This window comes from Pseudomonas sp. ML2-2023-6, assembly GCF_037055265.1.
Taxonomy (GTDB): domain Bacteria; phylum Pseudomonadota; class Gammaproteobacteria; order Pseudomonadales; family Pseudomonadaceae; genus Aquipseudomonas; species Aquipseudomonas kulmbachensis.
The window spans coordinates 545,800-568,041 of sequence record NZ_CP146347.1; the positions used below are offsets into that span (position 1 = coordinate 545,800).

Consider the following 22,242-nt stretch of genomic DNA (forward strand, 5'->3'; position numbering starts at 1 on the left):
TAAAAGAAAACACTCTTACTAAACATAGGATGCTGCGAATAAACGAGATGCATTAGTCGCCAATTCTACGTAGTGCAACAACCTATTGACTTGAAATATATCAAGTCTTCCACACATTTATTTAAAATCAATACAACTGCAAAATATCTCTCACCTCAACCAAATCACGATGAGCACGCAAATACACAACAGCAGCTCTTGAAAGTTTTTCAGTATCAAGCACCATTCTTCTCAGTGTAGATTTGGCTTCACGAACATCCTGGCCTTTTCGAATCTTTGCTACTTCTTTTTCGATATCAATTCTAACCTTATTCCTGGCCCTGTTTATTCGCGTTTCATGTAAATGAAAAATATCGATTGAGTTCAATACCTTTCGCTCTTCATCCACAGTCGCGTCTGGTTTTGGCTCTGGCTTACCATCGTTATCAAACCAAAGAAGCTTTTCGTCATCCGGATCGAAAGGGTCCAAAAAATCGGGAATTTCCGAATTTAACTTTATATAATCAGCGGGTGTAAAAGCCCTGCCACCAGGATTGGCCAATGGGAACTTGCATGCTTTCCCCCCTTCCGTTTCATCAAACTTTCGCCTGCTGTTACAAAAGGTACACGCGCATCGATAGTTGTCCCATTCAAAAGCCAGCCACCAGTAACCCTCGTGCTCGGCTTCATCTTCTACTTTGTTTTTTGGGCGAAAATGATCTACCGGCGTGTCGGAACGAATATCTTCAGCTTCGCAGTACCAACACTTTTTCTTGAGATTTTCAGGTAGATGATCGTAAAAAGTTCGCCAGATTCCTGAAGACGATACCTTTTTTAATATTTTTTTTCGCTCTATCGAGTTTGGCGCGTCAAGTAACTCCTGCCTAGCGTTTCGAGCAGTCTCTCGCCAAGCTTCAGATAAGCTCTCCTCTATATACTCCTTACAAATCCACCGCATCAGCTCGCTCCGCCAGCTTCACCATGATATTTTTCCCGCAAGAAATCAACAAAATCCGAGTCATCTGCGGACAAGTTAAAACCTAACTCAGCCAACTCTACATTTAGACGAGATAGGTACTCTTCCTCTGTTTCAGCTGGATATCCTGGCTCATGCTGGATCCGCTCTTGTGATAGGACTTCTTTACTAGCCAGTCTATTCCGCGCAGTTAACTTATCTTGCGTCACATCATCGAGCGTTGTTTTCAAGTCAAACATATCACTACGCAGAATTAGATTAATGCCCATCCCTCTTGGGCTTTCGTCTGGTTCTTTAGCATGAACTTGATACTGTGTATCACGCCACATTACTTGAACTTGCTGCTTTTCCAGCTCAGCAATCGCCAGCGGGTGATGGGTCACCATCAATAAATGGCTAGTCTCATGACTAGGAACAAACTTTCGTAAAAATTTTAGATATTTTACAGCCCACGAGGGATTTAAATGAGTATCCGGTTCATCCAGCAAAAATAGCGAATCCTTACCTCCGGTAAATTTTAAAAGCCCTAGCACTGTTAAGAGCTGCTGCTCTCCCTCGCTAAGCTCTTTAAAAGTAAGCGGAGTACTGTTACTGACGACCTTCACTCGTATACTAACTTCAGATATTATTTCAGAAAGCAATGTGCTCTCAAGCATTTTAAAAAGCTCATCCGGTGTCAGCCCTCTCGCAAACTCACGCAAGGAAGTCACATCGGGTAAAAACAAGTGAAAGAACTCATTATTAATCTTGCTCCCCGTTAGCGAAGTATCTTCCTGCCTGGTAACCTTTACTGGAGCTATGGAAAACTTTATTAAATCATCCAAAAATCGTCGTACTACACCACGAGCCCCCCAGAAGAGCTCATCTTTCTGCTTTGCCCATCCAGGTTTTCGCATTACAAAGTGAATACTATCTAACCCTTCAATGCCCAGATGCTCTCGCAGGAACTCCTTCTCTACGCTATCTTGTTCAGACAAGAAAAAGGCGAGTAGTACAAACTGACTATGATAAGGCTTGGCGTAAAACAAAGGGCGTATATCACCCTTTAAATCTAGCTCTTCATTTAATAGTCTGCTGTAAAAATCAGTCCTATGTTTTCTAAAGTATCTTTCCAAGCGATCGCTTGGCCCGGAATAATAAGCAAATACGTACTTTGGAAGAAAATTTGCGCTTCCTTCCTTATCCCGCTTAACTTTAGAAAATGGCAATACTATCCATTCATTATCCGAAACAGCTGTGCCAGTTGCTTCTTTTCTGCTCAGATCCCTAATTTTAACTTCGTATTGTTTTGCTAGTGAGCCACGAGAAGGATCAGCATCAATTAAAACTTCCTGCCAGCGATCACTATCTCTTTGCCCTAAACGATACGTAATCAGATACGAGAAAAGCGGGGACTCACCCAAGTCTAGATTTCGAAAAATTGCTACCAACGCCTCAAGGACATTAGATTTACCCGAACCGTTACGACCTACCAACACCGTCATCAGGTTGTGCTCGTCAAACTCGATTGTGACGTTCTCGAGATTTTTAAAGCGTGAGCGGATGTTAAGCTTATCCACTTTCATCGCCGGACCTCATTCTCTTTACTCAACGAAAACCAATCTTGGCCATTTTCGTCGCGCAGAAGTTTGGTTATTTCCCTTGTTTCCAGCGCATCTCGAATATCAAGAAAAAACTGCTCCAACCGATCTGTTTTGCTATCTCTGTTATATCCAGCCGCAGCCATGAGCTCCTGACCTGTCAGCGCTTTATCCGCATTTTTTAGTGCTTCAGCCACAGTAATAATGCTCTTGCTCATTCGCTTTTGTACCTTTTTTATTTCGCGGCTACTATTCTTCTTTGATTGTAATTCCGTCGTCTCGCGTCCGGTTTTAATTTTTTCAAGAAGGCGCTCGGCAGAGTTATCACCGTTGATCAAAGCTGCGTTGGCAACACGCCAATCTGCGGTAAGTTCACCACTGAAGGCAGTGGCCAGAATGCTTTTGCCCAGCTGGTCAACGCGGAATCTAATGGCGTTGATCCTGGCTTCAAGCTGGTCAGCGAATCTGAAAAAATGCTCAGCGCGGCGGATAATTTCAATTTGTTCAGAGAGTTGCGGAATCGGAAAAACCAGTTCGTTCAGCACCTTCATATTTATATTTTTTTGCGCTGTAGCTGGTGCAAAATCCTCAAGATTTTGTTTGTTAGCATCAATGAGATATTTAACAAACTGAGTGCTGCATTCTTTCTCGTTTGCGATAAAGCCAACAATACTGTCCGGAAAGCATGCATCCATTTCGAGAATCGCGGTGTCCGCAATATTTGCGGCAATTGTTATGCAAAGTGTACCTTTAGGAAATAGTCGACTCTGAGCCAACCCAAACTCACTATAAAAGGTTCTGGCTTGATTTATTCGGCCAGTGGAATTGGCTACCTCTCCAGTTTGGATGAATGGGTATTTGCCTCCAAACAACCTTTTGTCATTCCGGGGCCGATGTTTGGATTTTCCACGACCTAACTCACCTAACTCAGGAAGCGACTTAGAAACCCACCCAGTTGAATTGCTTTCACCAATCCGAATACCATTCTGGCTACGCCACTCTTCCGTTAGCTCTCCGGAAATGGCGGATGTCAAAACGGATTGGCGAAAGCAGTTTAGCAACGAAGGAATTGAATCTACACGTTTTTTTATTAAGTTTACTTGAGAAAGCAAAACATCAAGTTTTTCGACAATTAAGGTCTGCTCAAGCCTCGGGGGGAAGGCGATCTTCGTTCTCTCAAATGTACCTTTGGTCACATGACGCAACCCGACTCCTCCTTGAGCCGAGTTAACCAACTCATCCAACTTCTGATTTATCGCATGGCATAAAAAACCGCGATCAATATCTTTTCCTGATAATTCAAATTTGAAAATGTGCTGATTAAGTGCAGCATCGTCACCATTCCAGATATGCGCACCAAACGAAGTGCCTGGAGTTCCGGACCATGCGAAAAGCAAGTCCCCTTTCTTAACAAGGTGCTTCTCTGCTAACAACCCGGAAAAATAATTGAATTGAGCATTAGGTTTATTCAGGTTCTGAATCCTGATAATCGGCAATCCCACATTTGTCCATTCTTTAGGTTTAAATGCTCGCCCGTTGATCAAATTGCATAATGTGCCAATTTCTGCCTGGACCCAACCTCCAGGTAACTCACTCATCCCCAGAGTTCCTATCAGCAATCGCCAACCCCATCAGCTCCGCAAGGAGCTGTTTTTGCTGATTGGCTTCGTCTCCAGCACCAAGAGCTTGCATTAGTACGTCCAATTCCCGCAGGGCTTCGGATAGCTCTGCCATCGCTTCTCCGGCCAACACTTCTGGAGCAGGTAGGTCAGCAGCATTCACACTATCGGAGTTCTTTAGCCAGCTGATATCTAAAGAGTCACCGCGTTCTCTAATTTGTTCACGGGTGAAGACGCGGAAGCGGCTAGCGTCACCGATACCCTCCACATTCTCAGCACGAAGACTATTACCGTCAGGATCGTTTCCAAACGCGTCTTCGAAAGACTTGAGGTGGTTAGCACCGAAAGGATTGCGCTTGCCGAAGCCCGGCATATTGGTGCGCAGGTCGAAAATCCAAACGCGCTGGGTACAGCCCTCGTCTTGGTTAGGGCGAACCGAAGTTCCTCGTTGAAAAAACAGTACGTTGGTTTTTATCCCTTGTGCGTAAAAAATGCCGCTAGGTAGCCGCAGAATCGTGTGTAGGTTGCACTTTTCTAACAGTTCACGGCGAACCTCGGTGCCTACCCCAGCTTCAAACAAAACGTTGTCAGGCAATACTACAGCAGCGCGGCCACCAGGCTTGAGACCGCGGTAAATATGCTGCAAGAAAGCTAATTGTTTGTTACTGGTGCGATAGGTGAGATCCTCACGGGTTGGCCCGCCGCCGCCCTTCGCGGTGCCAAACGGTGGATTGGAGAGGATAATGTCCACCTTGGGCAGCCCAGCACCTGTCTCACCTAGGGCGTTACCCAAGCGCACCACCCCTTCAGCGTTGCCTTCCATACCGTGCAGAAGGCAATTCATAAGTGCCAATCGGCGGGTGCCGGGGACAAGTTCTACTCCGATGTAGGCACTGGTGCGCTGGAATCGGCGGGCCTTGTCTTCAAGGTCGCGAAGGTCGTCTGTGTGCTGTTTTATGTACGCATCAGCGGCGATCAAAAAACCTGCTGTGCCAGCAGCGGGATCCTGGATGGTATCGCCGGGTTGCGGTTTTATGCAGCGAATAATGCTATCGATCAGTGGGCGCGGCGTGAAATATTGGCCGGCACCTGACTTAGTCTCGTTCGCGTTTTTTTCTAGCAAACCTTCATACAGATCTCCCAAGCCGTCCACTTGGGCGCTGAACCAATCAATGCTGTTTAAGCTCTTGATCAAACTCTCAAGATGACGCTCTTCCTTGAGATTGGTCTGGGAGTCGGCATAGATTGCAGCTATTAGGGGATCCTGACTTTTGCCGAGATTGAGCAACATTCCCTGATAAAAGTGAAGCAGGTTGGTACCTGAATTACCCGCCAGATTTGGCCAACGCGAGCCTTCGGGTAGCTTATGTTCAAAGCTTTTGTTGTTCTGGACCTGCTCATACTCCATTTTGATGAACAGCAATTGCACCAGCTCCGTGACATAGTCGCTGTAATTGATTCCATCATCACGAAGGACGTCGCAAAGGGTCCAGAGCTTCTGGACGATGTCGCTGTTGGTCATGGGGAACTCTTGAAAAGTTGGGGCTAGAGCGGAGGCAAACCAAGTGATCTGAATCGGTGCAGCTCCCCACAACGAGGTGGTTAACATGGGGATTCCTTCTCCAACAGGTCGCCTGTTGGCGGGACTGCTGATTCTAGGCAGTATCGCTGCTGTCCTCGGAGTTTTGGGCCTCTGCTTAGCAGGCTTGTAGAGTACCTGAATCTGCTCAGGGGACAACGTTTGCTGACCTAGATCTAACAAAATGAGTGCTTAAGCTTCCCCAGTTTGATACGCGTCAGACCCTGCTGCAGGCATCCAATTTGGATCCGCGACTGAAGACTCACGCTACCATCATCGAGCAAGTAGAGAACCTTTTGCTCAACATTCAGCCCGATGGCGAAATGGCAAAATAATATTGACGACAGGAACGGCTGATGCTTTCGGAGGTTGTCGCAGAAACGCTCTCGCGCACTCCAATTTTTCTTTGCTGGCTGACTTGACGATTACTAAGGTCTATCCCGTCGCTGAGCCACTCCAATCGAGATTGGAGCGCTCAGGACGGATTAATAATTTTGTAACACGAGCTGCACCTGTAACACCAAAGAGCTGCCCCGTTACCAATGCGATGTAACAGATAAAATAGTGATATTTTTCAATAGCTTATTAGAAACCGTCACACCTGTAACACCAGTTACACCATTTCTAGCCATCCCTACCCCAGCACCCCATTGACCCTGATGCCATCAGCGAAAAAACAAATGCTCGACAGCACGTCAAAAGAGTAGGGAGCCTCGCAAAAAGTAGAGTGTCGGATACCTGGGCAATCTTAAGTACAGAGCTTAGTGAACTGCTCTTTACCTGTGCTTTGCCCTTTGTTTTCGAAGGTAGCCGGGGCCCCTGAGAAATGCGCCTCGACACGGGGCGAGTAACCCGCCGGACTTTGTTAGCGGACAGCTGCCCAGCTTAGTGAACAGGTGAACCGGGTGAACACACTGTTCACCAGTGCAATTGCACAAGATGTTGGGAAGTCGCCGGGGACCCTGAGCCTTTATGAATGACACGGGGCAGAGAACCCGCCAGATCTCGTTAGTGGCTGGGTTTCAAAGTTAGTTGACTGGTTGACCGAGTTGACTGAGTGAACGGTTCACTATCCTCAACACAATCGGGGACCGTTACCGTTCCGGTAACGATGCCCTTTTCGCTTCAAGATCCTTTCAATTTCAACGTTGAAATTTCAGTAAGCTGGTACGGCTGCCGCTACCACGATGTCGCGGGTATCCGACCCCGTACTGTATTGAATCTCTCAGGGTCCCCCGGCCTGAGCAGCCACCAAACGGCCACACCCATGCCTCAAAAACTGCATGGGATCAAAACTCGAATCCCCATTCGAACATCGTCAAGTTGCAGCGAGAGGTATTCAAGTAATGCGCAGATCTCACCCCTTGAGGGGGAGGCCAAACGCATGTGTACTCCGGGTCTGTAAGCAGTCGTCATACCCTTCACGGACCCACCCGGCATTTGACCGATAGTGTTGCACTACGCCTTTACGGCGAAAAACTCGAAGATCGAGTGGATTCTTTGCGTGCGGATTATGGAATATTTGAAGGCCGTCGCTAATTGTTTCACTCGGAACTCCGATCCGGCTCATTCGTTTAGCCGATTCTCCGCTCGAAGTCGTACCCCAGGTAGCTGCCACGAAGCCGTTCCGAGCATGCTTTGACATAGCAACCGTCTTGCCCCAAGTCGCTACGCAAGAAAAAATGACCGCGCTGACTTCGGACCACTGATCATTCTCAAAAATGCCAAGATCGAACGATGATCCATTGTCTTTTTCTATTTCCCCAAGACTCACGCTTGGGGGGCCATCGGGGAATAGTTCTGGATTGCGGACGTACGCGTCTTCATCTACGTAATCGTCGTAGAGTAGCGCGCGCATTGGGCGATCGTATTGGTATTGGAAATCTGCCTGCTCAAACGGGGCAAGAGCTATAACGAAGGGTTTCCCTGGTACATGGGGTAATTTTTGGTAATGGGTCCCGTACTTTCTTACCTTCGCAAGCAACGCGTTTGAAATCCGTATGATTGCCTCCCTGTTCAACGGCCAAAACTCTTTCTTTCTGACGTTCTCAGTCATCATGGTCGGCTTTTCCCATTCCGGCACCGTACCTACCGCAGCATTTGCGGTGACGGCCTCGACAATGATCTCGCCGTAAGGTGTATGAAGCCAAAAGTCCGGGCTCGAGTGAGACCAATCCAAGTCGAACGAATAGGACCTAAACAGCCGATAAAGATAGACCTCCCAGAACGATGAGTTAAACGTCGTCTGGAACTCCCGAACAAACTTGTTATCGCGGTCTGGAAAGCCTTCCGCCCAACCCGCTACGACTTCTCTCTCTCCGAGCCGACTAGGACTCATAACGCTGATAAAATTTGGGTGCTGTAGCTCTACAGGAACGATGGGGGTAAAAAGATCCATTTATGAATTCCGTCGCATCGCCTATCGCAATGATTCTTACCATCCCAACGGCTGGGCTGGCCCTGAACTCAGGCTACTCGAAGACTCACTCTCGTGAATACCTTAGCAAAGCAGTTTCAACAGCCAGCGCCGTGTATGCCCACGTGTATGCCTAACCATCTTTTCACTTAGCAAGCCCTTGTAATACGGGCATACTAGCCTCCAGTTCAAACGACGCCTGGGCACCATTTTCTATCCCTTGTTCAAGGGAATAGCGTTCCCGCCCTGGGAACCGATGATCGAAAGCAACATCTTCCCAAGCATTTTTGACTGCTACCGAGAACCCGGTAAGACGTTACACGCCTGTTTTTCGGGATTTTTCAGCTCTTTGTAAGCCAAATTAAATTTTCTATGGGCAACTGACGAAAGGCTGGTTACTATACGCGGCGTTTCGCGGAGAGCTGGCCGAGTGGCCGAAGGCGCTCCCCTGCTAAGGGAGTACACCTCAAAAGGGTGTCGGGGGTTCGAATCCCCCGTTCTCCGCCATTATTTGCTGCACGCGGTCCAAAATGCGTTCCCTTGTTCAAGGGAACCGCGTTTCCTCCCCCCTCCCTCTTAAGTAATCCCGACGTGCATTTGCGCGTGGTTTTGTCGCGTCTGCACAAAACTGGCTACAGTCCATCTTCCCGTTACGGAGGACGACCCATGTTCAGCCATATTCAGATCGGTGCACGTGACGTGCCCGCATTGACCCTGTTTTACGACGCTGTACTCGCAACGCTGGGGTTGGTGCGTCTTGGCCTCGATGAAGAGGACAGCAGCCCTTCAGGGGCCGGGTGGCACCGCCCTGGGCATTATTGGCCGCAGTTCTACATTCAATTGCCGATCAATGGATTGCCCGCGACTTGGGGTAATGGCGTGCAGGTCAGTTTTGGCGCGCATTCGGTCGAGCAAGTTGATGCGGCATGGCAGACGGCTATGCAAATGGGCGGAACTGATGAGGGCCCACCCGGCAAGCGTCCGCAATATGGTGACGACTATTACGGTGCGTATTGCCGCGACCCGGAGGGCAACAAGTTGTGCTTTGTGTTTGCCAAGACCTTGTTGCCTGAGCTGGCGTGACTCGAAATACGAGCGTTGGCTACGGCATAAATCCAGTGCGGGAGTCGGGCAAGCCCGTTCCTGCACTGGATTTTCAGCTACAGGGTTATTACTGCGCGGCTACACCGCCAAAGCGGGTCGTCATTGCAGTGATGAACTCTTCAAGGCTCATCTTCTGACCATTGAGGTCCACTTGGCCCGCCGCATAGTTGAGCGATGCCAGGATGTTGTTGCCGTCCACCTTGGCCAGCCCGGTTTGCACCGCCATCACACCTGCCATCTCGCTGTTCATGCTGGCCATTTTGGCAACGGCTTGCGGATCAGTTTGACCGACCAGTTGTGCCTGAACAGCCGACAAGTCAGCAATCATCGGCTTGGAAAGCAGCAGCTTTGCATCCAGCGTGGTCAGCATCTGTTTGGTGACTTCGACAGGCGGCAGCTCAAACGAAGCCGGCTTGGCCAGGCTCACGGCCACATTGAACTGGCTTTCGCCATTGGCCGTCTTGACCGTGAGTTTTTCCAGCGCCAGCTGCGGGTTACCGGCCAGCAGTTTTTCAACCTGCGCCTGCATCAGGACTTGCTCGGCCGGGGTCAGCGGCGTTTGCGGCAAGGTGCCGTCAGCTTGAGGCTGGAACTTGGTCTGGTAGATCTGCAACAGTGCTTGCATGGCCGGAATGTCCAGGCTGCTGGCAGTCATGACCATTTGCGCGCTACCCACTGGCTTGCCGTCCAGGGTGATGTCGCCCACGTTGTAGGTCAGACGCCCGGACAACAGACTGCCATTGGCGGAAGCAGAACCCGCGTATTCGAAGTTCTTGATTTTGGCTACTGATTGAGCAACGCCAAAGGTCAATTGGCCTTCGGTCAGCTCCAGCACGTTCTGGCCGAGATAAAAACCATAGGCGCTTTTATTCAGGTCGCTGGCCAAGGTCAGACCATTGAGCTCGACCACTACTGGCGGCTTATCAAGCGAGGCTGCATTGATCTTGAGGTGATCCATGTAGCCTTTGGCTTTGATATTTTGGCCGTCGGCATCGGCCTGAGCATCCATGGTCAGCCCCGAGAAACTGATGCTGGAGTTCTCGTCCAGCTTGGCCTCCAGTGCCAGCAGCTCCATTTGACCATCAACCGAGCGGTTGTAACCCAGCGTGACCTGGCCTTTGAGCGGTGCCTGATCCTTGGCTGCGGCAAACCATTTTTCAGTAAACGGGGTTTTTTCCAGCGCGTAATTGCTGACCGCCATTACTGGCATCCACTTGAACGTCTTGATGCGCGACCACGGCAACGGGCCATGCTCGATGTTGTCCACAAACAGCAGTTCCAGCGGCGGAGCGTCAGGGCCCGAGGCCTCGTCCTGAATTTTCAGGCGGTAGTGCGCGGTACTGCTATAGAGGTGGCGATCAAGGGTAACCAGTTCGATCGTGCCGTGAGTGGTGGAGCCTTGCAGTTGCTTCGCCAACTCCTGGTTGGTCTGCTGAATCGAGGTCTGCAGCACACCCTCGAGTTTAGTACCGGTGTACCACGCACCAGCAGTGTTCAGTGCCCCTGCAACAACTACAATCCCAGCCAGTACGCCTAATGGTTTATTCATCAATTGACCCGTTCAATGTCCGTTGTGTTGAAAGAAAATGCGGTCTTTGCCAAGCCCGTCATGGGCCGAAAGTGATAGCAGGTTAACACTGGCAACAGCGCAAGCGCTGTTCTTGAGTGACGCCAGACCTCATGCCGGCTGGGCGTAATGTTGGTCTATTTCGTCAAGTTGATGGTCAAAGCTCTTGAGGCTGGCGCTCCAGGTGTACACCAGAACTTCCAGATCGTGATCAATGCAGGTTTCACCTACAGAGTTGAAGGAAACGTCCGAATAATCCAGTTGATAGCGCTCACGGGCCATCGCTGCCGCGACATCCGATAGCTCTCGTGCGTGGTCGAGCCATTGGCGTTCTTCGGATGGCAGGGCCTTGTCGAGTTTCAGGCATTGGGTTTTCAAGGCATCGAGACTTTTTTCCAGCGGGGTGCCGGTGAGTTCGCCCATGAACTCCTGGAAGGTACGGCCCGGTTGCCAGTAGCTGCCCCAGAAATAGCGATCGAATACCGTCTCGACCCGACGTAGCGCGACTTTGGTGTCCCAGATCAGAACCCGGGTCTGGCCTTGGGCGATCTGGCGCTTTTTGATTTGGCGGGTTTGAACCGAGGCACAGGCCACAACCACGATGGCCAGCACGGCGATCAGGGCACTGACGCTGTCGAGGAAGATCATCGCCTTGTCGATTTGGTGCGCCAGCATGATGCCGTAGAAATACGTCGCCGAAAGCAGTACTACTGCCGCCACTGCACACCAGAAACCGGGAGCATAAGGGTTTTTCATTATTAGTATCCCCATCAGGCATGGTCTGCACGATGAGGAGGGCTATAGAGACCCGCAGACGCCCTGAGCCATCGTTCTGATACCGATAACTCAGAGCATAGCAACGCTGTCAGGGTTTCGCGCTTGCAGGGGCTTGCGTTCGTCCACTTTCCCAGCCGCCACCCAGGGCCAAAAACAGATCGATCTGACTCATGGCAACCTGGGTGTTGGCCGTGGCCAACTGTGCGCGTACATCGGTGTAGGTGCGCGTGGCTTGCAGGTCGGCAAGGAACGATTCGCGCCCGGCCTGGAAGAACTGGTGGGTTTGCTCGGCAGCGGTTTTGGCCGATTCTCCGGCCTCGGCCAGCGCATCGCGGCGTTGGAGCAAGGCGGTGTACTGCACGAGGCTGGTCTGGGTTTCACGGATGGCGTTGAGTACCACGCCGTCGAACTTGGCCAATGCACCTTGGGTGACAGCCTCGGCTTCGCGGATTCGCGCTCGCGAACCGTTAGTCGGAATGGTCCAGCTCAACAGCGGGCCAAAGCCCCAGCGGTTGGTCGGGGCCGTCCCCAGGTTTTCCAGAAGCCCCACTGTACCAATGCTGGCACCGATGCTGATGTCCGGATACAGGGAGCCTGTGGCTACGCCGATCTCGGCGGTCGCTGCCGCCAGATGGCGCTCAGCCTGACGCACGTCCGGGCGGCGCTTGAGCAGCGCGGCTCCATCGCCCACAGGCAACAGCTGCACGATGTGCGGCAACTCGGCACAACTGCTCACAGCCGCTGGCAGTTGGTCCAGCGGTTTGGCCAGCAACATCGACAATCGAAACAGCCCCGATTGGCGCAGCGCTTCGTAGCGCGGCAGTTCGGCGCGCAAGGATCTGAATTGGGTTTCGGAGCGCGTGACCTGGGTTTCATCGCCTCGACCAGCATCACGCAGGCGCTGGATCAGGGTCGTACTTTGGGATTGCAGTTGCAGTGATTCTTGCGCGATATGGCGCTCTTCGTTGGCCGCGCACACTTGCGTATAAGCACGCACGACGTCTGCAACCACGGTGATTCGAGCGGTGTCCGCCGCAGCCTGGGTAGCGTCCGCATTGGCCTGGGCCGCCTCGATGCCGCGCTGCAAGGTCCCCCACAGGTCGAACTGGTATGAGGTGCTGATACCCAGATCGCCGACGTTGGCCACCGGCACTTTATCCGCCAGCAAAAAAGCTTCGCCAGACTCTTGCAGACGCTGTGCGCCCGCCTTCACCGAACCGCTCCAGCCACCAGCCGACTGCGCTTGCTCAACCTGAGCACGCGCCCGCGACAGGTTCGCCGCCGCGACCCGTAAATCGGTGTTGGAAGCCAGCGCCTGGCGCACCAACTCATTGAGTTTGGGGTCTTGATAGAGCTTCCACCAGTCATCGGGAATTGGCGCGGACACCACGTTGGCACCCTCGCCTGCAAACTCGCCCTGCAAATCCGGGCGTTGCATCGCTGCGTCTTTGGGCAACTGGTAATCAGGGCCAAGCAACTGGCAACCGGACAGCAGCAAACCCAGCCCTACGGCTGCCAGGTGAACGGCTTTCATCGCGCGCTCTCCGGGGCAGGTTTGGCCTTGGCCGAGTCGTCGATGATCGACACTGTCGCGGTGCGCCCGGCGATCATGCGGAAATCCTCAGGCACGTCGTCAAACACGATGCGTACCGGAATCCGCTGCGCCAGCCGTACCCAACTGAACGCCGGGTTGACGTTGGGGAGCAGGTTCTGGCCGCTGGTACGGTCACGGTCTTCAATACCCGCCACGATGCTTTCGACATGACCGCGCAACCGGGCATTGTCGCCAATCACGCGGATATCAACGCTCTGACCGACATGGATGCCGTCGAGTTTGGTCTCTTCAAAATAACCGTCGATATGGAACGAGCTGCTGTCGACAATCGCCAACACTGGTCGACCTGCGGTGACGAACTCATTGACCCGTGGCGCCCGATCGTTGACATAACCATCGACCGGGCTGCGCACAACAGTGCGCTCCAGGTTGAGCTTGGCACTGTCCACAGCCACTTGAGCTTCAGTAAGTGCAGATTGGGCACGCATTTCACGGGACTGGCTTTCTTCCAGTTGTTCACGGGCGACCAGATTGCCCAATCCCTTGTTACGGCGGCTTTCACGTTGGGCCTGGGCCAAGGTCTCCTGGCGGTCAGCGACTGCTGCTTCAGCTTGGCGCAACGCCAGCTTGAAACGCTCCTGGTCGATGACAAACAGCACCTGGTCACGGGTGACAGGCTGGTTGTCGCGCACATCCACCTGCTTGATCAGGCCCGACACGTCAGGGGCAATTTGCACAATGTCGGCGCGGATGTGAGCGTCGCGTGTCCAGGGAGCAAACATGTAATACATGGTCATGCGCCAGACCACGACGCAGGCAAACGTCACCACCAGCAAGGTGAGAACGACACGGCCCAAGGTCAGTAAAGGTTTTTTCATGTCATCAGATATCGACTAAACGAATCCACAACGCCGAGTAGCAGAGCGTAGAGACCGACGTTGAACAAAGCCCGGTGCCAGACCAGACGATAAAAGTGCACACGCGTGAGTAACGCGTGAACCACCAAAAACAACAAGTAGGTGATGCCCATCAACACCAGGAGCGTGGGCAGGAACACTCCGCTGATATCTACGTCACCGATCATAGCGGCGCTCCATCAATACTCTGGGCCTGGGTGTGTGGCAGATCATCGTTATCAACAATAAATTCAACGCCTGGCAGTAGGGCCAGACGCAGCCCGCTCAGGGCATGCAGCAGATGCACCCGCGCCTCGCCTTCGTCTTGCAGGTCGTTGGCGTTGAGCGCGCGGCGGGTGCGGTCCATGGTCATTTGCAGGCCCAGGGGCATAGGCAAACGCTCACCTGCCTTCAGGCATGCGCAAAAGTATTCGCCCACATCGTTCACCACCTGACGCAACAACCGTTGTGGCTCTCCCGTGACCCTTGGCGCATAGGCCAGCAGATCCAGAAGATTGAGCGCCACCCGCAGGTCGCGCAGGGCGCTGCCGGTGTCTTGCCCGGTCAAGGCTAGACGCGGCAAGTGCTGCATCAGGCGATCAAGCATTTGCACGCCCATTTGCCGGTGCTCGGCCAGGGTTGCCGGTTGGGTCAGGCTAACGATGTCGCGCCAGCTGAAGCGCGTCAGGCGCTTGGCCGCCAGCTCGGCACCGAACGGACGCGCAATCAGGGTCCAGACAAAGGCAAACAACAGGCCGACGGGGCCTGCCAGATTGGCGTTCATAAACACCATGAAGTCTGCATCGTAGGCCCCCTGAATGCTGATAAACGAGGCTGTGTTGACGATGGTCAGCAACGTACCCAAGTAAAAGCGCGGTTGTACCGTCAGGGTGCCAACGCAGATAAACGGCACGGCGAACGCGAGTACCAGCATCGGAAAATCGTGCAGATTAGGCAGGATTACAAACAAATACAGGCTGGCAAACAGTACCGACAGCGAGGTCCAGAAAAAGAACCGGTAAATCTGCGGGGCAGGGTCGTCCATCGCCGCAAAGAAGCTGCAGGCCACGGCCGCTAGAATCACCGCGCTGGCACCGTCGGTCCAACCGAGCAATATCCACAGCACGGAGGCCACGACAATCGCGGTCACCGTGGAAAAAGCCGAATAGAGCATCAGCCCACGATCGAGAAACGGCGTCAGCCGGCCCAGGCGCCAGTGCCGGTAGACCGCACGCCACATGTCTTGGCTGCCGGTCGAGATAGCTTCTTGCAGGCTGCGGCAGTCCTGCCACAGGTCGATCCACTCACCTAACCGATACAACACGTTGGAAAACACCAGCTGGCGGCGATCGTCCAGCGCCGCTGCGCTGGGCTGCAACGCTTCGAGTTCATGGCGCAACGCTTGCCATTGCTGGATCGGAGCACCATGACGGGTGCTTTCAAGCCACGCCTGAGCGTGATCGAGCAAAGGCGTGACTCTGTCGAGCAGTTCAGGTGCGCGACGCTCCAGCGCATAGAGTGCGTCGTCCAGGGCGTCGACCACGGGTAACAAGTGGATCATTCGCCCACGCAGCTCTTTGGTATTACGCACCGTCTGCGGATGCGCGCCCTCATGGGACAGTTGGCCGATCATCATTTCGAGACTGTTGAACGTTGTGACCATCGATGCCCGCAGGCCGCTGGCTTTGCTCGGCTCTACGTCGCGGGCCAGAAAGTGCTTGCTGTAATTGCTCGCATCGGCAAACCACTTGGCAGCCGAGTCGATGAAAACCGGGGTCAGGCGGCGAGGCCAGAACATGCTGCCAACTACGGCTGCGCAGACGATGCCGAGCATGATTTCTTCGGTACGCGAGACCGCGATGTCGAAGACGTTCAGCGGGTTATCCACAATCGGCAAAGCGATCATGGGCATGGTGTAACCGGCAAGCATGAGTACGTAGCTGTTGGCGGTGCGCAGGTGGAGCGACAGGAACAGCAGAATGCCGGTCCAGAGCGCGATCACCAGCACCAGTAAAAACGGCGTTTGCACAAATAAGGGAACAAAAAACACCGCAGCTGCAGCGCCGATCAGAGTGCCCAGGGCGCGGTAAACTGCTTTGGAACTGGTTGGCCCGACAAAGGGACTGGAGACGATATATACCGTGGCCATCGCCCAATATGGGCGGGGCATTTCCATCAGCAATGCGATATACAGCGCGATCATCGACGCGGCGAAGGTGCGTACCCCATAGAACCAGTCACGGGCAGGGGGCAGGTTGCTGAAAAAACCGTTCAAGATGCGGCTCCATCTGGCAATCGAACGGCCGCTTCGAAGGCTTTGATGACGCGCAATGCAGCTTCCTGATCAGCTACTGAAACATCGGCCAGCGCAGCCTGTCGCAGTTGTACAAGCTGGGCTTCAATCGATTGCACCAACGCCCGCCCACTATCGGTCAGGCTCAAGGTTTTAGCCCGGCGGTCGCTGGCATCTTCACAGCGACGCACATAGCCGGCCTTACACAATTGATCAAGCAAACGCACCAACGAAGGGCTTTCCATTCCGGCGGCATGGGCCACGGTGACCTGTCTCACCCCTGCCCCCAAGCGGCCGATAATTAGCAGCGGCATGGCGCAGGCTTCGGAAATCCCATAATTGACCAGCGTGGCCTGGCAGACACGACGCCAATGGCGAGTCGCAACCACCATGCCGGTGCTGATGCTCATTTGCAGTAGATCGAGAGTGTCAGGCAAGATGCGTCACATAATGTTAGTTTGCTAACTATTAATATTGCGCGGCCAGATGATCACAGTCAAGTGTTGCTAGTTATTTCTACTTACCTGCGATCGGCTTTGTGCGCAGCATCAAGTTCAATTGATCGACGATTTCAGCCCAATCCGCATCTTCAAGCTGCTCTTCACGCAAGAATGCCGCTTGGGAGGGTGTCCAGAAAAACGCATCTTCAAGCTTCAGATCAGGTTTGAGTGGCGAGTGGGTGGTGACAAATTTTTCAATATCTTCGGGGCTGGACGGCAGCCCCAGTTGCTTGAACAACGATGGGAGGCTATGGGTTGGCGCTTGCATCGAGTTGGCTCCGTTCAGGTTGTCTGCCGCATTCGGCGGCGGTGCAGGTCAAATATAGTCGAGCCTGCGTGTCATCGACGGCCAAGTCCTGCGCTTTGTGCCAATCCGCGGGGATAGTGCTGAAATCATCCGGTTGCACTTTGCTGCTGATCAACCAGATACGGCCCGTTCCTGGTTGCAGGTCGCTCAGGCGATCCACATAGATTTTTTTGCCGTGAGCATTCACCAACGTGCCAAAGCCATAGTCATTCGGACGCCCGGATGCGCCATCCTCCAAGGGGGGCGTATAGAGCATGGGCTGAAACCCGGTCTTGTTGTAGTAGACGTAGCTGAAGTACCAGAACAGGTCACTGACGACGATTCGGTCACCGGGCTGGAACTGTTGGTTCACACGCTCAACCAGACGGTCAAAATGATCAGCCTCGTCGCTGAAATTGCTGCGCAACCCCACTGTCTCAGTACCGATAAACAGTGCCAGCAGTGCGATAGCCAATGCGCGCCGGTGTTTGAGCAGGTGGTCAATTGCGATACCGGCCAGCAGTGGCAAGCCAAGTGCCGCGAACATCAGATACCGCTCGATGAACAGCGGCGAGATGAATGACAGCGCAAAGATCGCCAATATGGGCACAAGCGTATAAGTCGCCACGAGCGTGCGAAATTTATTCGGCGTGGCGTCACGTACCGCCATCCACACTATCCCGGCACAGAGCGACAGCGGTGCCAGCCAGAACAGCGGCCAAGGGAGGTTGTCGCCTTCGTCCTGAAGCAAAAACTGCCACATCATGGCTGGCAAGGAGCGGGCCTCGACAGCAGGCTCCCAGCCCACATCACCGCCAGCCTTGAGTTCATCCATGTGTTGCAGCAGGTCGATAAGGCCGGGAAGCCATGGCAAAAACAACAACACAATGACCGCGTTGGCCAGCCACCAGGCTGGGCGCTTGATCAGCCATCCCGTGCTTCGGCCACTGAGCAGCAGGTACAACCAATGGGCGATCACGCAGAAAGCGGTGAAGTAATGGGTGTAGAACGCGGCCGCCATCAGCACGGTGTAGACGGCCAGATAGCGGCTTTTGTGCGGTGCCTTGACCCAGTACACCAATGCGATAGTCGCTGCGATCAGCCACATGCCCAATAACGAGTACATTCGTACTTCCTGGCTGTAGCGTACGGCGATCGGCAGCAGTGCTAACAGAAGGCCCGCCAGCAACGCAGCCCTTTGAGTGGCTATCAGCCGTACCAGCCATATCCCCAGCAATACCGTCGCGATACCGGGCAGTACACTCAGGGTGCGAATCGAGACCAGGCTGTCACCAAACAGCGCTATCCAGCCGTGCAACAGCATGAAGTACAAAGGTGGGTGAACATCGTGCGCCGCATGAAACCAGATACCGGGGAGCGAGTAGTCGCTCAGCATCAGGCTGGAGCCCTCGTCACACCAAATGGCAGAGGTCGTGAAACCGTAAAACCGTACCCCTGAGGCCAATAGCAAAATACACCACAACCACGGCTGGCGAACCAGTCGGGTCAGTGCACTGCGGGACGATGCAGGTAGTTGAAGCCCCTGTTCACCTACGTCGTTTTTGCTGAGTACGCCCATCCTTCACCTGCTGTGCATTGAGGCTGCGATTTGGGCAGCTTTAACTCCGGCGATTGTAGGGCCAGACCACAACAAAGGGGAGCGTGCTGGAGGGTCCTGAACAAGAAAGATAGTGGCACCGTGCAATCTCTTTTTTGGCAGTCACGCTAAACTAGACGTAACGAGGTTTGACAGGGATCGGGTCACTACCTAACTTGAATTGGATCCAAACAAGCGTGCTGAACTTTCGGTGCAGGTAATCCCAACGTGACCGTCAAAAACAATCCTCTAAGCAGCATAGTTGTCTCAGGCCCCATACCCGCTCATTTGGCGCGACCGGTGATTGAAGAGACCTTGCGCAACGCTATTCTTGATGGGCGCTTGCCATGTGGCACTGCGATTCGCCAAGAGGCATTGGCACAACTATTTGGCGTGAGCCGCATGCCAGTTCGCGAGGCATTGCGTCAACTTGAAGCCCAAAGCCTGTTGCAGGTTGTGCAATACAAAGGAGCCGTGGTTGCCCCTTTGATCGAAGACAACTCGCTGCACGCTTATGAGCTGCGTTTATTGCTCGAAGCTCAAGCGCTACGCCTTTCAGTGCCATTGTTGGCTGACGAAGATTTTGAAGCGGCCGAGGGCTATATCGAGGCGCTCGAAGTCGAAACAGATTTCGGCAAAATCGGCACACTCAACCGGCAATTTCATCAGACGCTTTACTGCAAGGCACCGAATAAGAAACTGTTGGCGTTAATTGAGACAGGGCTTATTGAAGAAGAGCGCTTTCTGCGCTTTAACCTTAAGCAAATGAACCTTGGCAAGTTATGCCAGGACGATCACCGAGCGTTGTTGCATCACGCCCGAGCCCGAGATATCGAAGCGTGCATTGCGGAGCTTGAGTCGCATCTGCAACGCGGCGTAAAGGCCATAACCCACTATCTGGATACACAGAAAGCAAAACAGCCCTGACATTTAAAATGCCAGGGCTGTGGGTAACTCATTATTGATCCGCGCCTCAGATTTTGAAGCTGTCGACCAATTGCTTGAGGCGGCTGGCTTGCTGCGACAGCGCATCGCAGTCCTTGAGCGTTTCGTTGAGATTCACCACACCTTGCTGATTGAGCAGATTGATCTGGTTGATATCCACATTGAGAGTTTCGACCACGGCGGTTTGCTCCTCGGTAGCGGCGGCAACCGACTGGTTCATACCGTCGATTTCCTCGATACGCTGGGTCACGCTGATCAAACGAGCGCCCGCCTGATTGGCCACCTCTACGCTTTCCTCGCTGGAAACCTGGCTCGCATTCATGGTGCTGACTGCTTCACGGGACCCCACTTGCAGCGAGGTGATCATTTTGTGTATCTCCTCTGCCGACTCCTGAGTGCGGTGAGCGAGGTTGCGCACCTCATCTGCCACCACGGCAAAGCCTCGTCCCGCTTCGCCCGCACGCGCTGCCTCAATGGCTGCGTTGAGGGCCAACAAGTTGGTTTGCTGCGAGATACCTTTGATCACATCCAAAATGTGGCCAATATTGTCGGTACTGGCATTCAGCGTTTCAATTTGCGCACACGACAAGCTGATTTTCTGCGACAGCTCGGTCATGGCCTGAATGGTCTGCTCAACAACTTTACGACCATCATCTGCCTGCTCGCTGGCACCGCTGGCATGCTGTGATGCGTCTGCGGCGTTGCGGGCGATTTCCTGGGTAGCGGCACCCAGCTCGTTGATGGCTGCGGCTACGCTGTTGGTGCGAGCACTCTGCTCGTCCGAACCGACAATGGATGCGTTGGACGATGCCATCACGCGATGGGACAAGTCATGCACCTGGCGGGTGGCTGAGGACACCTCACTGATTGACGCGTGAATACGCTCTACAAACTGGTTGAACGAGCCGGCCAACTCGCCGAATTCATCCTTGTTCTCAATCACCAGGCGACGCGTCAAATCACCTTCACCCTGGGCGATGTCCTGCATCGCACGGCCCATGGTAGTCAGCGGGCGCATCAAGACCTGGATCAACAAGCTCAGCAGCAACGCAATCGCTGCCACGGCAATAAACATCGCAATCAGTGCAGATGTGCGGAACTTGGACAGCGGTGCGTAAGCCTTGCCTTTGTCTATCGATTGGCCAATGTACCAATCAGCAGACGGCAGGCCCGTCACCGGGGTAAAGGCAATGATCCGCTCCTGACCATTGAGCTTCACTTCCTGGATACCCTTTTCGATCCGCAGGGAACTGGACGGGTAGATATCCTTCAGGTTTTTCATGACCTGATCTTTATCCGGACTGACGATGACCTGACCATCACCACTCACCAAAAATGCGTAACCCAGGCCACCTGTGTCGACCGAGTTAATGATTTTGACCAGGCTGTCCAGGCTCAAGTCGCCCCCCACTACACCCAGCAACTCACCACCTTTTTTGACTGGCATGGCGATGGTCACAATCAGTCCACCCACAGCTGCCATGTAAGGTGGCGTGAGCATGGTTTGACCTGCGTTTACAGCCTGCTTGTACCAAGCGCGCTCGCGGGGGTCATAACCTTCAGGCATGTTGGCATCAGGGCGTTGGGTAAATACCCCATTGGCTTGCCCGACGTAGGTGAACTGGAAGTTAGAGGTGAATGCACGCTGGTCGACCAACCCAGGGAGGTCAGCCTGAGCGCCTTGGTGGGCAATGTTTTGTGCAAGGCTCTCCAGTACCAGGATGCGGCCACTGAGCCAATTCTGAACGCTGCTGGCTGTCAGGTTGCCAGACTGCTGCACCGAGGATTCGATGTTTTGCTTGATCGTATCCCGCTGCAGGTAGTCGTTGTACAAAGTGAATAACGCAAACGCCAGAACCACGACGCCTGAAGCGGCCAAAAGGATTTTATGGCTGAACTTGAGATTCATAGCATGGGACTTCTTATGCCAATAGGGAGGATGCGTACGGGGCGATATTCCGAGTAGCCGCACAAGCCGCCTTTTGGCGGCTCTGCACGCACGCAGTGCTTAACAGGCTGTCGGCACCATGTGCGGAATACTTAGCCACTTTTACTGGCAATGTGTTTATTCCGACGAAAGCGCAAGCGCGGCTTTCTGGAGTGGTATTGGAGAGGGGCTAGAAAATTGATGTGCGCTGAGGATTTACATCGCGCAAAAACAAAACCCCTGTCTGCGTAAGCAGACAGGGGTTTCGGAATTCAATCTTGACGATGACCTACTCTCACATGGGGAAACCCCACACTACCATCGGCGATGCATCGTTTCACTACTGAGTTCGGGATGGGATCAGGTGGTTCCAATGCTCTATGGTCGTCAAGAAATTCTGTGGCAGATCCGTTATCAAAACGTACCTGCGAAAACTTGGGACTTATACAAAAACAAAATCCCCGTCTGCGTGAGCAGACAGGGATTTTGGAATTTAATCTTGACGATGACCTACTCTCACATGGGGAAACCCCACACTACCATCGGCGATGCATCGTTTCACTACTGAGTTCGGGATGGGATCAGGTGGTTCCAATGCTCTATGGTCGTCAAGAAATTCGGTAGCCAGGTCGTTTGCCTTTCGGCT

General features: G+C 53.2%; 17 protein-coding genes, 1 tRNA gene, 2 rRNA genes and 1 pseudogene. 3 read left to right on the plus strand and 18 right to left on the minus strand.

Translation table 11 applies throughout. The features are described 5' to 3' along the window. Window positions 1-127: 127 nt before the first annotated feature. The 5 genes from V6L79_RS02445 to V6L79_RS02465 all read right to left on the minus strand — a co-directional run bounded on the left by V6L79_RS02445 (window position 128) and on the right by V6L79_RS02465 (window position 8,131). Window positions 128-937 carry a hypothetical protein gene (locus V6L79_RS02445; protein WP_338579770.1) on the minus strand — a complete coding sequence of 270 codons (810 nt, stop codon included), beginning with the start codon at window positions 935-937 and terminating at the stop codon, window positions 128-130. Then, window positions 937-2,520: an AAA family ATPase gene (locus V6L79_RS02450; RefSeq protein ID WP_338579771.1), complete on the minus strand. Its 1,584-nt coding sequence runs from the start codon at window positions 2,518-2,520 to the stop codon at window positions 937-939. Before V6L79_RS02450 ends, V6L79_RS02445 begins: the two co-directional genes overlap by 1 nt. Continuing rightward, window positions 2,517-4,133, minus strand: coding sequence for a restriction endonuclease subunit S (locus tag V6L79_RS02455; RefSeq protein ID WP_338579772.1), 1,617 nt, complete (start codon window positions 4,131-4,133; stop codon window positions 2,517-2,519). Before V6L79_RS02455 ends, V6L79_RS02450 begins: the two co-directional genes overlap by 4 nt. Beyond that, entirely contained in the window at window positions 4,126-5,676 is a 1,551-nt protein-coding gene (locus tag V6L79_RS02460; protein WP_338579773.1) for a class I SAM-dependent DNA methyltransferase, read from the minus strand. The genes V6L79_RS02455 and V6L79_RS02460 overlap by 8 nt, the downstream gene beginning before the upstream one ends. Window positions 5,677-7,090: 1,414 nt before the next feature. Then, window positions 7,091-8,131, minus strand: a complete 1,041-nt coding sequence (locus V6L79_RS02465) for a hypothetical protein (RefSeq protein ID WP_338579774.1) — start codon at window positions 8,129-8,131, stop codon at window positions 7,091-7,093. A gap of 434 nt (window positions 8,132-8,565) precedes the next feature. Between V6L79_RS02465 and V6L79_RS02470 the strand changes: the two genes are divergently transcribed. Both V6L79_RS02470 and V6L79_RS02475 read left to right on the plus strand, forming a co-directional pair. Further along, a tRNA-Ser gene (locus V6L79_RS02470) sits at window positions 8,566-8,656 on the plus strand. A 159-nt stretch (window positions 8,657-8,815) separates the two neighbouring features. Further along, window positions 8,816-9,232, plus strand: coding sequence for a VOC family protein (locus V6L79_RS02475; protein WP_321837342.1), 417 nt, complete (start codon window positions 8,816-8,818; stop codon window positions 9,230-9,232). Window positions 9,233-9,320: 88 nt separating this feature from the next. Here V6L79_RS02475 and V6L79_RS02480 read toward each other — a convergent pair whose 3' ends face one another. From V6L79_RS02480 to V6L79_RS02520, 9 genes are all read right to left on the minus strand, one after another. After that, on the minus strand, window positions 9,321-10,802 hold the full coding sequence (locus tag V6L79_RS02480; protein ID WP_261740250.1) for a YdgA family protein: 1,482 nt from the start codon (window positions 10,800-10,802) through the stop codon (window positions 9,321-9,323). A 129-nt stretch (window positions 10,803-10,931) separates the two neighbouring features. Continuing rightward, complete coding sequence (locus V6L79_RS02485) at window positions 10,932-11,576, minus strand: NADH:ubiquinone oxidoreductase subunit N (protein WP_261740251.1); 645 nt, start codon at window positions 11,574-11,576, stop codon at window positions 10,932-10,934. Window positions 11,577-11,685: 109 nt separating this feature from the next. Continuing rightward, on the minus strand, window positions 11,686-13,131 hold the full coding sequence (locus V6L79_RS02490) for an efflux transporter outer membrane subunit (RefSeq protein ID WP_261740252.1): 1,446 nt from the start codon (window positions 13,129-13,131) through the stop codon (window positions 11,686-11,688). After that, window positions 13,128-14,030, minus strand: coding sequence for an HlyD family secretion protein (locus V6L79_RS02495; RefSeq protein ID WP_261740253.1), 903 nt, complete (start codon window positions 14,028-14,030; stop codon window positions 13,128-13,130). Before V6L79_RS02495 ends, V6L79_RS02490 begins: the two co-directional genes overlap by 4 nt. Then, window positions 14,027-14,236, minus strand: a complete 210-nt coding sequence (locus V6L79_RS02500) for a DUF1656 domain-containing protein (RefSeq protein ID WP_261740254.1) — start codon at window positions 14,234-14,236, stop codon at window positions 14,027-14,029. The genes V6L79_RS02495 and V6L79_RS02500 overlap by 4 nt, the downstream gene beginning before the upstream one ends. Beyond that, window positions 14,233-16,323 carry an FUSC family protein gene (locus V6L79_RS02505; protein WP_321835106.1) on the minus strand — a complete coding sequence of 697 codons (2,091 nt, stop codon included), beginning with the start codon at window positions 16,321-16,323 and terminating at the stop codon, window positions 14,233-14,235. The genes V6L79_RS02500 and V6L79_RS02505 overlap by 4 nt, the downstream gene beginning before the upstream one ends. After that, window positions 16,320-16,751: a MarR family winged helix-turn-helix transcriptional regulator gene (locus tag V6L79_RS02510; RefSeq protein ID WP_261742520.1), complete on the minus strand. Its 432-nt coding sequence runs from the start codon at window positions 16,749-16,751 to the stop codon at window positions 16,320-16,322. Before V6L79_RS02510 ends, V6L79_RS02505 begins: the two co-directional genes overlap by 4 nt. Before the next feature lie 106 nt (window positions 16,752-16,857). Continuing rightward, the gene (locus V6L79_RS02515; protein ID WP_261740257.1) at window positions 16,858-17,109 is read right to left on the minus strand and encodes a DUF2789 domain-containing protein; all 252 of its coding nucleotides are present in this window, start codon (window positions 17,107-17,109) and stop codon (window positions 16,858-16,860) included. Beyond that, on the minus strand, window positions 17,090-18,706 hold the full coding sequence (locus V6L79_RS02520) for a glycosyltransferase family 39 protein (protein WP_321837344.1): 1,617 nt from the start codon (window positions 18,704-18,706) through the stop codon (window positions 17,090-17,092). Before V6L79_RS02520 ends, V6L79_RS02515 begins: the two co-directional genes overlap by 20 nt. Window positions 18,707-18,952: 246 nt before the next feature. Here V6L79_RS02520 and V6L79_RS02525 point away from each other — a divergent pair, with 246 nt between their 5' ends. Then, complete coding sequence (locus tag V6L79_RS02525) at window positions 18,953-19,651, plus strand: GntR family transcriptional regulator (RefSeq protein WP_261740259.1); 699 nt, start codon at window positions 18,953-18,955, stop codon at window positions 19,649-19,651. A gap of 46 nt (window positions 19,652-19,697) precedes the next feature. Here V6L79_RS02525 and V6L79_RS24725 read toward each other — a convergent pair whose 3' ends face one another. The 4 genes and pseudogenes from V6L79_RS24725 to rrf (V6L79_RS02540) all read right to left on the minus strand — a co-directional run bounded on the left by V6L79_RS24725 (window position 19,698) and on the right by rrf (V6L79_RS02540) (window position 22,209). Continuing rightward, window positions 19,698-20,483: a methyl-accepting chemotaxis protein gene (locus V6L79_RS24725; RefSeq protein WP_395247549.1), complete on the minus strand. Its 786-nt coding sequence runs from the start codon at window positions 20,481-20,483 to the stop codon at window positions 19,698-19,700. 69 nt (window positions 20,484-20,552) lie between these two features. Continuing rightward, window positions 20,553-21,578: pseudogene (locus V6L79_RS24730) on the minus strand (cache domain-containing protein); the annotation flags it as partial. A 294-nt stretch (window positions 21,579-21,872) separates the two neighbouring features. Continuing rightward, window positions 21,873-21,988: ribosomal RNA gene (gene rrf, locus V6L79_RS02535) — 5S ribosomal RNA — on the minus strand. A 105-nt stretch (window positions 21,989-22,093) separates the two neighbouring features. Next, window positions 22,094-22,209, minus strand: a 5S ribosomal RNA gene (rrf, locus tag V6L79_RS02540). Window positions 22,210-22,242: the final 33 nt, after the last annotated feature.